Source organism: Paenibacillus luteus (assembly GCF_006542765.1).
Classification (GTDB): Bacteria; Bacillota; Bacilli; order Paenibacillales; family Paenibacillaceae; genus Pristimantibacillus; species Pristimantibacillus luteus.
Genome location: NZ_SKCD01000013.1, coordinates 1 through 15,004, shown reverse-complemented (window position 1 = coordinate 15,004; position 15,004 = coordinate 1). Strand labels below are relative to the sequence as shown.

Here is a 15,004-nt window from a genome sequence, read left to right as displayed (position 1 = left end):
ATCAGCGCGCTCCTTTACGTTGTTTTTTGGCTTTCAAGCGTTCAATCAGAAACCGGAAATCATTTTTATCAAACAGCATGCCCTTCAGACTCACGTGGAAAATAATCCGCATAGACGCCATCGTTACGACCAATCGGATGACTGCGCCTATCAATAAAGCAAGCGCGATTCCGTTCAGTCCATACAGCGGCGTGAAGATGAAAAACAAACCAATCGTGGCGGCCAACGCAATAAGCTGACGCATCAGCACCAGTCCCGGCCTTCCCATCGCGTTAAACGACGAAGCGAGAATCCAAGAGCCGCCGCCGAGAATGCATTCAATCGACAGCAAGTAGAAAGCTCCGCTTGCTTCAAGGAACGGCGCTCCGAATAGAATGCCCATCAGGAACCGCCCGATGAACATGCTCGGAATAACGACGATCGTCATCAGCAGCATCGATAACCGGAAAGCCCGGCCCACCGTGGCGATAATCGCTGACTTCTCCATGCCGGTAACCTTCGGAAAAACGACATTCGTTATCGCCATCTGCACGACGTTGAAGACGCGGGATAACGCGTAAACGACTGTATATAACCCCAGCTCTCTTGCGGTAAGCATGGATAAAATAATGATTTTATCGAACTGCGAATACAGCGTGCCCAGCAGCTCCACTCCAAACACTTTGCTGCCGTAGCCGAACAGCGCTTTGGCCGCTACCTTGTTGCCGAGTCCCATCAGCCAGTTCATGCGAAGCGCATCCCTTATGCTGTATAAGGACCAGCCAATGACGAGCACGCTGGTGACAAGGAAAACGAGGGAGGCATTATGCAGGCTTAAATCGCCTACCGCCCAGAGTCCCATCAGCCCGAGCAGGTTGCATAAGGGAACGCATAAGCGCACGCCATTGTATACGCCAAATCGGCCCGTGCTCTGCGCAAGGGCCGAAATTAAATTAATGGCAAGCAAAATCGGCAGCATCAGCACCGTGTACCATCTGGCGATTTGAACGATATCCGGCGGGTAATTGCCCAGCCAGACCGGCAGCCACGTCCAAGAAACGACGCCAACGATGATGCTGACCGGAATTTGAAAAAGAAAGCCCGCTCTCACAAAATCGCTGCCGCTGCCCTTGTTCTGCTTCATGTTGTAGATAAGCGAGGTCGGCAGGCCAAACCCGACAAGCCCCGCAAGCAGCGTCGGCCAAAATAAAATTGCCGAAAACTCGCCTTTTCCGACGACGCCGAACATACGAGCCGTGACGATCGAGGTCAGCGTGCTGATGACCATGACAAGAAGATTCGTTGCGCTCGTGCGCATAATCGTTTGAACGAGGCCGTTGCCCCTCCACGCTTTATGAATAGCGAGCTGTGCCATAGCTGTCCGTCAACCCCTACCGTTATAACGCAGGATGCCGACCAGCGATCCGTTGCGGTAACATATTTTCACAACCTGGCGAATAAATCGCTTGAAATTAAAAATCGTCAGCAGCGACGTTCCAATCGCCTGTACCATCCGAATAACATGCTTCACGATAGCAAATAGGCTTCGATCCTGCCGCTTGACCGCGTCGCTGACGCCCTGCCAAAAGATCCGTTTCAAAAACCATTTCTTGGTCGTCCGTTCCTTGGCGATCTTATGCTGAACCGGAGCAAACGGAGTATAATACACCTTATAGCTCTCCCTAATCCTTGCGATCAGCTCGCTCTCCTCGCTCGACAGCAGGTTCGTTCCCACCCGGCCGAGATCCTCGCGGAAAGGCTTATAGCGCTTAAAGACGCTTGCCCGGAAGGCCACGTTCGCCCCATAAGGAATCGCAGGCGCCGGCATTTCCTTCACCACATCCGAATAATCAAGAATGGTGAACACCGAGCGGTGCTCCTCGGGAATCCAATCCGGCTCGGCGGCTTCCCAGATTGGATCGATTCTTCCTCCTACACAGCCGATGGCTGGATCGCTCTCGAAGACTTCCACGATTTGCTTCACCCATTGATGGGAAGCGAGCGCATCATCGTCCAGAAACAGGATGAATTCGCCCTTTGCCTCCCGGATCGCCCGGTTTCTCGCTACGGATAAGCCCAGCTTGTTCTCCAAAATATAACGCACCCTTGAGCCGTGAAGCGTCACTTGGGCGCCAACGACGTCGGCGGTATTATCCGTCGACCGGTTGTCGATGACGACGATTTCGATTTGATTCTGCGCAAAGTCTTGCGCGAGTACGCTCTCTATTGCTTCTCCCGTATCCTTGGCCCGGTTATGGGTGCAGATGGCTACCGATACCTTCATCATTCATCCCCATCCTTGGTAAACGTTTTTGATCTTCTGCGCAATCGCGCTCCATTCGAGTTCCTTCAGCACCTCTTCATACGGAGGCGTCCTTTGCTCCCGCTTCACGTTCAACGCCGATTTCATCGCGTTCTCAAGGCCGTTATAATCGTTCGGGTTGTACCGTACGACCATGTCCTCCTTGAAATATTCGTCGATAAATTCATTGTCCGGCATGACGATTAGCTTTCTAAACGAGAGGCCAAGTATCGCCGAGCCCGAGGTTGTAATTTCCTTATACGGCATAACCATTACATCAACCGCGTTGATGAGATCGGCCACATCCTCATTTGGTATAAAACGAAGATCTAGAATAATATTTTCCTTATCCTCGACTCGCTTTAAATAAGCCTCCATCTGCTTATCCGCCTTGCCCGCAATGATCAAATAGGACTGCTTTGTCTTCATGGCATTAAAAGCCTCGATCAAATCCTCAACGCCCTTGTAAGCTTTAATCGCTCCGAGAAACAAATAAATATCTGCATCCGCGTCTATCCCATAGGCCTTTCTGCAATCGACCCCTTTGGATTTATATACCCCAAGGTAATGACCGTGCTTGACGACAAACAGCTTGCTAGCCGGAACGTCAAACTCAGCGATAACCTTGCGCTTGATCGATTCCGAAGCAACGAGCAGCTTGCTGCAAAACTTGCAAATAACGGTCCGCATGAAGCGCTCCAGCCGTTTATATTTCACCTGATGCGGGTAAAGATTATGAATCGTCCATACTAGCTGCACGCGTCGTACTTTCAAATACAGCATCGTCATGATAAACAGGAACGACTTCACGATAAACACCAGCAGATTGCTGTTCTGATAAGCGTGATGCATCCAGTGAATATGGACGATGTCTCCCGCTCTCGCCCCGCCGACCTGCAGCAGCAGCTTGCCATGCTTTAAATCCTTTACCTCTATTCCTGCGCCGCTCAGCGAATTCGTGAGCAAATCATTGTAAAAATTCAATTCGCTTGATTTTGGCCACATCCATACTTTCATCGCCCTACGCTCCCTAGCCTTGCCAGAATCATTGCTGCTTGACCCATTAGTTGTATCTGCGAATCCATTCCTCCGCGACTCGCAGCTCGCGAATCATCTTGGCAGGCGTTCCGCCCGCCAGCACGTTGGCCGGAATATCCCGCGTCACGACGCTGCCTGCCGCAATGACCGAATTGGCGCCAATCGTTACGCCTGGCAAAATGACGGCTCCGCGCCCGATCCAGACATTATCGGAGATCACGATGCGTTTGCCCTGCGAGCGGTCATCCATATCGACCGGATGAAAATTCGTGTCGATAATATTGACCATTGGCCCGATGATCGTATTGCTTCCGATTCGGATCGAAGTCGTGCAGCCGATGTCGAGGCCATAATTAAAAAATACGTTATCGCCTACCCACAGTTCCGCCTGCTTCTCGACCGAAATGGATGAGGGCAGCGGCTTCGCATGAAACGAAACGTTTCTGCCTACATAGAACCGCCCCTTGTTGCTTACCGAGAGCTTGCCTGATATGCGGCCAAGCCGCCCAACCGCACTCGTCTTGATCGGTAGCACGGCGGCACCCTTCAAGACGGCAAGTACCTTGCCGAAGCTAATCTGACTGTATGAGGTACTCATCTTTGCCTCCCGCTGCTTCCGCCTTTAAGCTTGGTGTGAGCAGCATCCGGTAGGTGTTCTCCACCTTCCTCGCAATCGTGCTCATGTTAAAATCCTTCATGACGCTCTCATACCCGCGGCTCGACAATTCTTCATAATTCACTTGATTGTCGTATACGCGCTGAATCGTCTGGTAAAGCTCCTCGACATCGCCGTCCTTGACGATAAAGCCGCCTCTCGTCTCGTGAATAATTTCGGGTGCCCCGCCGGAATTCGCGACAATTACAGGCGTTTGGACGAGCATCGATTCGATGATCACCCGGCCGAAGGGCTCGTTCAGCGAGAAGTTAATCGTCAAGTCGCATTCCTTCATAACGTCGAGCGGCTTCTTGCTGTAGCCGTAGAACATCACATGATGCTCAAGCCCGTAAGAGAGCACGTTCTCGATCATCGTATTGTAATAGTCGTCCGAGCCGTCTACCGAGGCGTCTCCCACAATAAGCAGCTTCCAGTTCATCCGGTTGCTGTCGGCCAGCTTCTTCACGGCCTCGATCATGAGATCATATCTCTTCCACTCCACAATGCGGCCGAAGGTGCCGATGACCAGCGTCCCGTCCTCCATAAAAGCGCGGCTCTTCGCTGTCAGCGCCAGCTCCGGATCGACTCCGTTATAAATAATCGTTTTATTGCTGCCCTGAATCGAATTCGCCACAAAATGCGAGATACAGATCACCTGGTCAAAAAACCGCGGCAGCACCTGGTTGAACATACGCAAATGCGTAAAATCACGATGATGCCAAATCAGCTTGCTCCTCGCGAGCAGCTTTAGCGGCGCGGTATACCATGGCGCCCGCCAGCCATTGGCATGGACGATATCGATCTTGTTTTTGCGAACAAACGATTTGATCTTCATTACCGTCTGTATATAGCCAAGCCCAAACTTCTTCTTAATGCTCTGAAGCTGCAGCGGGAAATGGGTGTAGTCCGCACGGATCTCATCCAAATAGGCGGCATCGCCGGGACTAAGCAAGAAGACCCGATATTTCGTCTTGTCCAAATAATTGATCAGATGGATGAGACTTTGCTCCGCGCCGCCTTTCTTGTCCGCATGGGTGACAAACAAAACGTTAATTTTCCGATTGGTCATCTAGAGCACCTGCTTTACTGGGTAGCTGGCATTCAAGGATTGCATATATTCGCGCAGCACCTCTTTATGGTTGTAATGGGTGCGCAGGAAGCTTTGCGACGCTTCGAGCAGCGCCTTCGCCGTTTGCGGGTTATCGAACAGCTGCTTGATTTTTCCGTGAAATTGCTCCGGCCGGTCAGCAACCATAATATGCTGATTGTCCACAAGCCCCGTCCCCTCGTAACCAATCGAGGTCGAAATGACCGGCAAGCCGTTCTGGATCGCTTCGATCGTCTTCAGCTTGACGCCCGCTCCGTTCTGCATCGGGTTCACAAACAGATAACCGCTCTTGTAGATATCATCCAGCGTCTTCGGCGTATCATGCACGATGACATTGGTCAAATCATAGGCATCCATCCAGCTGAGGCTCTGCTTCCTGCTGTTGCCGGCCACGATGAACTTGTAGCCCGGCTCCTTCAGCATCAGCGGATGAATATGCGCGAGATACCACTGAATCGCCTCTCGGTTATTAGGCATAAACAGCGAGCCAATAAACACGACATGCTTGCTCTGGAAATCGCTAGCCTCGAAGGTTCCCTTCGTCACCGGCGGAGGCAAGAACAAGCTTTTGGCGGTCGGATTCTGCTTCCGAAAGGTTTCGAACTCCTTGCTGGAGATGAATAGATACTTGTCGACCTTCTCCAGCATCTTTTTCTGCAGCGCCGCAAATTTGCTGCTCTCCATGTGATAGTACATTTTGTGGGCAACGTTCTTGGTGCTGCGCGCCAGCGCCTTGAAATAGACCGCTTCATCGTTGTGCACCCGCAGGATGACCGTGTCATGCTTGATCTTCGGATTTTGCAAGACCGGATACACATAATCACCTTCAAGCAGCACGTAATCATAGTCGCCAGCCAGCTCGACATTTTGCAAGCTGCTGCGAGAGCGAACCTGCATCGGTGCAGCGTGAATCAGATCCGCCAGTTTGCTCCGCCTGTCGCAGAGCGTGATTACCTCTACGTATTCATACACGGCGTCCATTTCTTCTCTAGAAGGCTGCTGCTTCCCGCAAACAAGTAAATGCAGCTTCCAGCCGAGCTCAGCCAGCACCTTGATGCGGCCCCAGGTGTCGACTCTTCCGCCATGATCGGCGGGATACGGGAAATCACTGCATACGACTAGCATTCTCATTTGGTTACCCCCGACCTATTGGATTGGTTCATTTCGTTCTTGCCAAGAAAGAGACTAATGAAGGCAAACAACAGCCAAACCTCGTATTTAATCTCCAAAGAAACAAGAAGCATAGAAAACAAGATAAAGATTAATGCCAGAAATAAAATAGAGCTGGATTTCACCTTGATAATTAGGTTCTTAGCCATCAGGTAGAAGAACGCAACGGCAACCAGCCCGCCGAACATCACCCACTGGAAAAAGCCCGATTTGACGCCCAGGTTTTTATCCGAGCCCGAATATTGCAACAGCTCCCCCGCGTTAATTTGGCTGATGCCAAATACGTTGTAATAGAAATGCGACATCATGCTGATCGAGTCATTCACATATTTATCGAAATACATGAGATAGGCTCCCGTGCCAACCCCTAGCGGATTGTGGAAGACGGTAATCAGCGAAATAATGATCGTACCCATTCGCGTATAAGAAGATGTGTAGTTTTCGATGTCATTGCTGAACGAGCTGACCAGCCCTGCTGAAAAATTGGTGATGAACATGTACATGGCCAGAACGACGGAAATAAGCAATATAAAGTTTTTCTTCTTGCGGAAATCAAGAAATTTGATCATCGTTACGACCAGCGTCAGCAAGCAGATGATCATAAAGCCTTTGGAGCCGGTAATGAACAAATAAAACAAGAAGAACCCGGATGCATATGCGATCGTCAGCGTCCTAGCAAAGCCGTTCAAATATTTGGTTAAATAAACGAGGATCGCAGAATAAACAACGACGATCGAGCCCGTCGTACTGCTCTCCGAGGTAAGCATCCTTACGCGCCAGTAGGGGTGGCTCCCCGAATGCAAATAGGTAAAGGCGTTTGGCATGCTCGCCAGCTCAAGAATCATGATAGCAAGCAGCAGCGTGATTACGGCCAGAAAGCAGCCGTACAGCACTTTAAAGCTTTTGATACTAGCGAACACCAGCTGCATATGCCGGATGTAGAGCAGGATCAGCATAAAATAAATCAATACCTTGATGCCTTTGCCAAGCAGGCTCTCTGAACCGAAGCTATAGCTTCCTTGCAGAAATTGTACGAGCAAATAAAAAATCGTAACCAGGCTCAAATAAAGAATGAAACCGAAAATATACTTTTGCAGCATCGAACCATGCATGACCCGTTTATGCTTGGCCAGCAGCGCGATTTCACAAAAAACGAATACAGGCAGCATCAGGATAATCGGCGTGCGCCCGATCTCTCCGATCATGTTGACCAGCGGGAAATCCTGATACATGGTCAAGATCAGCAGCAAGCTGAGATACAAGGCTAGAAAAATTTGCTCCTTGTCCGCGGTCTTCGCTTTTCTCCCAGCTGCAGCCCAGGTAATCGGACGGATCGGCTGGTTTAGGTTCATGGCTTCCAGCCCTGCGAGGCTAGACATATTTTTTGATTGCTGCCGAATAAGAATCGCTCCTCTTCTGGAGGGCTTCCTCATATAGCCGCTCGATTTGGCTGTTCATATGGTTCGAGTGGAACTTCTCCTGAAAAATAGCAAGTCCGGCCTGTCCCATCTCCTCAAGCTTAGGCTTGTCCAACCGCTTGATAATATCGGCCAATTCCTGCTTCTTCTCAAAATCGAAAATGTAACCGTTCAAGCCATGCTGGATAATTTCCGGCAGTGCGCCGCGGTTGCTCGCAATGACCGGCTTCTTGTTGCGCAGCGCCTCTATGGCGACAATGCCGAAGCCTTCCCAGCGCGACGGAATAATGACCGCATCGCAGGCTCTCATGTAACGGTCAATCTCAGAGTTGTCGACCCAGCCGATCTTTACCGTGTTTTCCGGAAAGTCGTAGCTGACCTCCTCAAGCACCGTATCACCGACCAGGTACAATTGAACGTTTTCGAACTTATGCTCATTGAATACTTCAAGCAGCAGATCAAATCCCTTCTGACGGTCAAAACGCCCGACGTACAGCAAATTGATTTTGCCTAGCTCAGTAGCAAAGGGAGCGCCGCTGGAGGGCAGCGTATCGGATACGCCGTTATAGACGACGCCTGACTTTTTGGCCGGAAGCCCATAATGCATCGCCATGTCGTATTCATGCTGCGAGATATTGATGATGTAATCGGTGCGCACCGCAAGTACCTTCTCCACGAGGGCAAAAGCGCGCTGCTTCCACGGCTTCGTATCCATCAGGAACGCCCAACCATGCGCATTATAGATGACGACAGGGCGGCGGCTCTTGAAAAAAAACAACGTCCGCAGGAAAACTCCTGCGAACGTGCCGTGGACATGAACGATATCCGGTTGAAGCTCGTTCACCTTGCGCTGAATCGCTTTGATTGCCTTGATGAAATAGGCCAGCTTCCTCTTGTAAGGATAAAGCTGAAGGCGCTCCCCGCTAATTTGCAGCGTATCCGGACGAGAGTTCTGCTCGGAAGCCATAAGATAAATATCATGTCTGCCCGATTGATAGCTCAGCACTTCGTTCAGATGGGTTTCGATGCCGCCCTTGGTAAATTCCGAAATATGCAGGACTCTTGCCATTTTTTTATCAACTCCTAAAGTTTTGCGGAGCAAAACTGACTTCGTAAGCATGAGCTTAGTTTTACGGAGCAAAACTGACTTCGTAAGCTCTTAAAATGCGTCTTGTGAGCCGGCGAGCGCTTTGACCGTCCGGAACATGATTTTGATATCGAACCAGATGCATCTCTTCTCGATATAGGTGATGTCCAGCTCAACCATTTGTTTGAAGCAAAGATTGTTTCGGCCGCTCACTTGCCATAAACCCGTGCAGCCCGGCGTAACCGACAAGCGCTGCTTGTCGTACTCCGTATACTCGGCTACTTCCCGTTGAAGCGGTGGCCTTGGGCCGACCAGCGACATTTCGCCCCTCAGCACGTTCAGCAGCTGCGGCAGCTCATCGATGCTCGTCTTGCGGATCAGCTTGCCGATCTTTGTAATGCGCGGATCATCCTTCATCTTGAACATCGCGCCGCTGATCTCGTTCTTATCGAGCAGCTCCTTCAGTTTGTCTTCCGCTCCCGTAAGCATGGAGCGAAACTTGTACATCCGAAACGGCTTCTCGTCCTTGCCGATCCTCGTCTGGTAGAAGAAAACAGATCCTTTCGGGTCCTCCCACTTAATGAGAATGGCGATGACAACAAACAACGGGCTGAGCAGGAACAAACCAAACAGCGAGCCCGTAATATCAATCGTGCGCTTCATAATGGAATACATGCTGAGCTCTTTACGCTCGCCGCGTGTCGAATAATAATCCGATACGCCAATTACCGCTTCATCCTGATATTGTGGAGGCGTCATTATCTCTCACCTCTTCCAATCAATAGCCGTTTGGCAAGCTCGCGCTCCATTAGTTCTTCCAGCTCGGACATCAGCTTATGCTTAAGCTCATTGTTGCGAAGCGCAAAATCAAGCGTCGTCATAATAAAACCAAGCTGCTCGCCGACATCGTAACGGACGCCTTGGAAATCAAATGCATAAACGCCTTGATCGACGTTGAGCTTCTGAATCGCATCCGTTAGCTGTATTTCTCCACCCGCGCCGCGCTCATGCCGGCCCAAATATTCGAAGATTTCCGGCGTCAGCACGTATCTGCCCATAATGGCCAGATTGGAAGGCGCCTGACCTTGCGGCGGCTTCTCTACGAAGCGATTTACTTCATACAGATTGTCCAGCCGCTGCCCCGGATCTACGATTCCGTACCGATGCGTCTGATCTACGCCAACCGTCTGAACGCCAATGACGGAACGGCCGGTTTTCTCATATTGCTCGATCAATTGCCGAGTGCAAGGAACCTCCGCTTCGACAATGTCATCGCCAAGCAATACGGCAAACGGCTCATCGCCGATAAAGTTTCTGGCGCACCATACCGCGTGGCCAAGCCCTTTGGCTTCTTTTTGCCTGATATAATGAAGATTGACATTGGATGACTTTCTTACTTTTTCCAAAATGTCGAGCTTGCCTTTTTCCTCTAAAATGTGTTCCAGCTCAAACGCGATATCGAAATGATCCTCAATCGCCCGCTTCCCTTTTCCTGTTACGACGATGATATCCTCAACGCCCGATTCAATCGCTTCCTCCACAATGTATTGAATAGTAGGCTTGTCGACGATTGGAAGCATCTCTTTGGGCATCGCTTTCGTTGCTGGCAAAAACCGTGTACCGAGTCCAGCGGCGGGGATAATGGCTTTTCTCACTGTTTTCATCTGACTTCACCCTATCCTATATATTTTGGTTGTATCTATTTTTATAAGGGGCATCTAACCCCTCCTCACGTCACACCCTTGACGATTAACGTCTAAGGTCGGCTGACCCACAGCATGACCGAGTGCCTCCGGTGATAGAGGTGCAGGAGACATTACCTAATCTATCCGATGCTTTCAGCGGTAAGAAGCAAGGCGCCTAAGCGTCGTTTTTCTCTCCGTAATAGTAAGAATAGATATCTGAATGATTTCGATTGATTTTGTTCAGTACAACGCCGATAAGCCTTGCTTTCACATGATCCAGCGATGCTTTTGCCTTCAGTACGACATCCTTCTTCACCTTGCCCGAATCAATAACGAGCACGACCCCGTCACTCTGTGTGGCAACAATCTGAGCATCGGTCACCGACATGATCGGCGGAGTATCTACGATGATGACATCGAACTGTTCTCGCGCACGCTTCAGAAGCAGCGCCATCGGATCAGAGGAGAGCAGCTCGGATGGATTAGGCGGTGTCGGTCCGGCTTGAATAATCGAGAGATTCTCCGTATTCGTGAACTGGATAATATCCCGCAGTTCCAATTGGTTTAATAAGGCTGTCGTTAACCCGCTCCGATTCGATTTGCCGAAAATATGATGCTGCGACGGCTTGCGCAAATCCGCATCGATGAGCAGTACCTTTTTGTTGGCCTGAGCAAACGCGACTGCCATATTCGCGCATGTCGTGCTCTTGCCCTCGCTTGGCTTGGACGAGGTAACCATTATGATTTGCAGCTTCTGATTGATCGTAGAGAACTCGATATTGGTCCGCAGCATGCGGTAGCCTTCGGATATCGGCGATTTCGGATTCAGCTCCGTAATCAGGTTCCATTTAGGAATCAAGCGAGACATTTTGTTCCCTCCCAGCTAGCTTCGTTAATGGAGCATTGCTGCTTCGCTCCATAGAGTCGCGTTCCTCAAACTTGGGAATCGACGTCAGTACCGGCACCTCTAGCAGCGCTTCGATGTCTTCCTCTGTCTTCACGGTATCATCCAAGTAATCAAGCAGGAAGGAAATCCCTACACCTACCATCAAAGCAAGCATGAAGGTTACAGCGATGTTCATTTTGGCATTCGGCGCTACTGGTCCATGGCTTTCCTTCGGATCGGCCTGATCGAGGACAGAGACGTTATCCACCTTCATCAGATCTGGAACCGATTTTTGAAAAACAATCGCAATCGCATTGGCAATCAGCGCCGCTTGCTCATACGAATCATCTTTTACCGAGATGGACATGACCTGCGTTTCATTTACGGAGCTTACACTTACTTTTCCGATTAGCTCGCTGTAGGTGACGCCTAGGTCCGGATATTGCTTAACGACCTTCTTCATCATTCGTGGCGTTCGCAGAATCTCTTTATAGGTTTTAATTAGTCCGATCGTGGAGTTGATCGCCCCAACATCGATACTTGGCAGCAGTGAGCTGCTGTCCTTATATTGGTTGACGATTAATTTCGCGGATGCTTCATACTGTGGTTTGATGAAGTAGCTGGAGTAAATGCCTATGGTTAGACAGCTGACGGTAATTAATAGAACAATCATCAATAGCCTTCTTTTTACGATGAGCCAATACTGTTTTAATTCCAAATGATTTCCTCCGTTACTTGTAATGTCATCCGTCCTTGCAGGCTGCAAAAGTTGTTCTAATTGAATATTAAAAATTATTAATTATTCAAAACGCGACCTTTTGGACATGGATTATGGTTAGGAATATCCTTTTGCAAGCATTCCAGTTACAAGGACGGAACCTATGATTTGGCTGTGTTCATAAAATCATCCACGGTTCCGCCATTCATGATAAACTCCATCATTTGCGCGGAACAGGGGGTCAAGCCCAGCTTGCCAAGCACTTGAGACATTAACTCGGCCATATCAACGGGCTCATTGCAATACCGGTAACCGTTCGCCATAAGGAGCTCAGGCAGCGATCGTGTTTCAGTTTGGCCGGTTTGCTGTAATAGAGAAGGATCCTCGGATAGTATTTTCAAAAATTGCTTCAGCCTGATTCGCTTCTGCTCCTGATTTGAAATGTTCATCTTTGAAACCTCCATTCATCAGCTTGAGTTTTCACTTTGAATCCTGGAACCATCTTACTCTCTCGTTGCACTCTAGTATGACACAATCAATCATAATTCTTGAGGGAATAAAGACATGGTGTGGATTAGACATTCCTACTCATTTTCAGGACCGTTTTCATAAGTACGGATTCCTAATTGATGCGAATAGTGGGATATAAATTAGCATTTTTTTACTGCAGAATTTAATAATTCTGACAATTGGAAGCGCTTTATGAATTTTCTGAGAGAATCCCACTATAGACTCATAAACCCGAAAGCAAAATTCGCTTTTTTCCCTTTAAAATCCTAGGTTTTTGTCAAATTGGACAATCGTTTTCCACGTTAATTTTGGCAAAAAATACGATATTATCAGATCAAAAGAAGGGACTATTGACCAGCATCCTACCTAAGCAGGACATTTTTCCTGTTCGACATATTTCGCGAAGCCCTTTTAGCTGTACATTTTCACCTATGAGAGCGTTATCTTTACAATAAAATAAGAAAAATAAACGGATTCTAATGAAAAAAAAGCGTTGAAGTCGGCCTAAAAGCGGACATTCAAACGATTCGGGCAACAAATTTTTGTTCTTTGGGCAAGTTCCCCACGACGACGGTCAGGATTTCAACCCATGAATCGGGATAAATATAAAGCTCCAAAAGCCCTGAAAATGGACTAACATTACATGCCATGTTATCCCTAAATGACTAGGCGCAGCACCTCTCCAAACGTCCTAAGAACAGCTTATTTTGACGAATAAGGGAAAGTCGCTGCTGTTCGCTCTCATCAGCGAACTCGAAATCATACCGTAGTAAGTCGATAAAATATTAATTCTCCTTAAGCTTATATAGCAAAAAGCCCCTGTGCGACCGAGTAGGGTATCGGTTGCGCAGGGGGTTTCTTTAGGAAGTTTCCTCAGGATACGCTGCTCATTTGCAGCTCACGTTTCGTGTTGCTCAAAGCTTCAGGCATCAAACTCTAAATTCCACGTTTCAAACTTCAAAATCTTAACTTCCAAAACAACTTTATTCCATAATGTAAGCCAACAGCAAAACCGCCGTATGAACAACAGCGTCCAGATGAGTCCGCTCCATGCCATGGGAGGCGTGTACTCCCGGCCCGATCAGGGCAGCTCGAATATTGCTTCCGCCTCTTAGCGCTGCTGTCGCATCAGAGCCATAAAACGGATAGATATCGACTGCATAAGCCAGCTTCTCGCGCTTGGCGAGTTCAATCAGTCTCGTTGTCATCTGATAATCATAGGGTCCGCTCGAATCCTTGGCGCATATCGATACGTCCTGCTCCGTCGCGGATAGATCATCTCCAAGCGCCCCCATATCGACGGCAATGAGCTCCGTTATATCCGCTGGGATATGCGAGCTGCCATGTCCAACCTCCTCATAGGTAGAGAAGATGAGCTTGATCGTATGGATAGGTGTTCTTCCTTCACGCTTTAACCATTCCAACAAGCCAAGCAAAGCAGCTACGCTTGCTTTATCATCCAAATGACGTGATTTTACCCAGCCGTTTGTAAAAATACGGGTTCGCGGCTCCCACGATATGATATCGCCGACGGAAATGCCCAGCTTCTCGGTATCCTCTTTGGTTTTCACCAGTTCGTCGATGCGAATCTCCATATTGGCTTCCTCGCGCTTCCAATCCCTCGCATCCGCGTGAACATGCACGGAGGCTTTCGTCGAAAGTACGGTACCCTCATACTTCTTGCCGTCACGCGTATGAATGACAGCATACTCTCCCTCTACCGTATGCATGGCATACCCGCCGATCGGCGTAAAACGCAGCATGCCATTTGATTTAATCGAGCGCACCATCGCTCCGAGCGTATCGAGATGAGCAGACAACCCTATGACATGATCCGGCAGTTCTCCAGGTATCGTGACTATGCCATTTCCTTTTGGCGTGGTCTCAAGCGTATAGCCAAGCCTGCTGATCTCCGAATCGAGGTATTTCATTATATCCATGCAGTAGCCGCTCGGGCTCGGTATGTTCAGCAAAGCCTCAAGCTGGCTAGCTATGTAGCTGCGGTCTAACTGCGGTGCAAGCGGTGACGTCATAGTTAAAATCTCCTCTATTTACGGAATAGCTTACTATGGCTTAAGTATTAAGCATAACTATCTATATTGCACTAAAGCAGGATAAACGCTCTTTATCGAATATTTCGCCGCCTATCCTGCAATCCATACAACATAGCAATCCATTAATATCTATTTAGAGGTATTTGAAGGGCATTCTATTGCATTCATGCAGGATAGCTTCCTCACAGGGTCTAAAAAGCGTAAAGTTAATGCATCCGTGCAGGATAGCTTTCCAGTAACCAATTCCTTGAACTTAAACAGTTACCATGAAGTGCTCCCTGTCAAGTAGACAGTGAAAAAAACAAAAAAACGGTTAGGCCTATCCCTCAGTTCAAGTACAGAGAACTGGGGGATTATTTCATTACGCAGCTCGACGATACTCATGGGGAGACAA

Annotated in this window: 14 protein-coding genes; all 14 read right to left on the bottom strand. The window is 48.9% G+C overall.

Features of this window, described 5'->3' with window-relative positions; genetic code table 11:
- Position 1 precedes the first annotated feature (1 nt).
- Positions 2–1,354 carry a lipopolysaccharide biosynthesis protein gene (locus E0496_RS12115; protein ID WP_141501960.1) on the bottom strand — a complete coding sequence of 451 codons (1,353 nt, stop codon included), beginning with the start codon at positions 1,352–1,354 and terminating at the stop codon, positions 2–4.
- A gap of 9 nt (positions 1,355–1,363) precedes the next feature.
- Positions 1,364–2,266 (bottom strand): glycosyltransferase, encoded by a 903-nt coding sequence (locus E0496_RS12110; RefSeq protein ID WP_241674745.1) that lies wholly within the window; start codon positions 2,264–2,266, stop codon positions 1,364–1,366.
- Positions 2,267–3,298 carry a glycosyltransferase family 4 protein gene (locus E0496_RS12105; protein WP_141501959.1) on the bottom strand — a complete coding sequence of 344 codons (1,032 nt, stop codon included), beginning with the start codon at positions 3,296–3,298 and terminating at the stop codon, positions 2,267–2,269. It abuts the gene before it with no gap.
- Between the two features lie 46 nt (positions 3,299–3,344).
- Positions 3,345–3,917 carry a DapH/DapD/GlmU-related protein gene (locus tag E0496_RS12100; protein WP_141501958.1) on the bottom strand — a complete coding sequence of 191 codons (573 nt, stop codon included), beginning with the start codon at positions 3,915–3,917 and terminating at the stop codon, positions 3,345–3,347.
- Positions 3,892–5,043: a glycosyltransferase gene (locus E0496_RS12095; protein ID WP_141501957.1), complete on the bottom strand. Its 1,152-nt coding sequence runs from the start codon at positions 5,041–5,043 to the stop codon at positions 3,892–3,894. Before E0496_RS12095 ends, E0496_RS12100 begins: the two co-directional genes overlap by 26 nt.
- Complete coding sequence (locus tag E0496_RS12090) at positions 5,044–6,213, bottom strand: glycosyltransferase family 4 protein (RefSeq protein WP_141501956.1); 1,170 nt, start codon at positions 6,211–6,213, stop codon at positions 5,044–5,046.
- On the bottom strand, positions 6,210–7,631 hold the full coding sequence (locus E0496_RS12085; RefSeq protein WP_141501955.1) for a hypothetical protein: 1,422 nt from the start codon (positions 7,629–7,631) through the stop codon (positions 6,210–6,212). The genes E0496_RS12090 and E0496_RS12085 overlap by 4 nt, the downstream gene beginning before the upstream one ends.
- Complete coding sequence (locus tag E0496_RS12080) at positions 7,624–8,739, bottom strand: glycosyltransferase family 4 protein (protein ID WP_141501954.1); 1,116 nt, start codon at positions 8,737–8,739, stop codon at positions 7,624–7,626. Before E0496_RS12080 ends, E0496_RS12085 begins: the two co-directional genes overlap by 8 nt.
- A gap of 90 nt (positions 8,740–8,829) precedes the next feature.
- Positions 8,830–9,516, bottom strand: coding sequence for a sugar transferase (locus tag E0496_RS12075; protein WP_141501953.1), 687 nt, complete (start codon positions 9,514–9,516; stop codon positions 8,830–8,832).
- Positions 9,516–10,421 (bottom strand): UTP--glucose-1-phosphate uridylyltransferase GalU, encoded by a 906-nt coding sequence (galU, locus tag E0496_RS12070; RefSeq protein ID WP_141501952.1) that lies wholly within the window; start codon positions 10,419–10,421, stop codon positions 9,516–9,518. The genes E0496_RS12075 and galU overlap by 1 nt, the downstream gene beginning before the upstream one ends.
- Positions 10,422–10,617: 196 nt before the next feature.
- Complete coding sequence (locus tag E0496_RS12065) at positions 10,618–11,310, bottom strand: CpsD/CapB family tyrosine-protein kinase (protein ID WP_141501951.1); 693 nt, start codon at positions 11,308–11,310, stop codon at positions 10,618–10,620.
- Positions 11,291–12,046, bottom strand: coding sequence for a YveK family protein (locus E0496_RS12060; RefSeq protein WP_141501950.1), 756 nt, complete (start codon positions 12,044–12,046; stop codon positions 11,291–11,293). The genes E0496_RS12065 and E0496_RS12060 overlap by 20 nt, the downstream gene beginning before the upstream one ends.
- A 161-nt stretch (positions 12,047–12,207) precedes the next feature.
- A complete protein-coding gene (locus tag E0496_RS12055; RefSeq protein WP_141501949.1) occupies positions 12,208–12,495 on the bottom strand; it encodes a hypothetical protein in 288 nt (95 codons plus the stop codon).
- Between the two features lie 1,044 nt (positions 12,496–13,539).
- A complete protein-coding gene (locus E0496_RS12050; protein ID WP_141501948.1) occupies positions 13,540–14,589 on the bottom strand; it encodes a M42 family metallopeptidase in 1,050 nt (349 codons plus the stop codon).
- Positions 14,590–15,004: the final 415 nt, after the last annotated feature.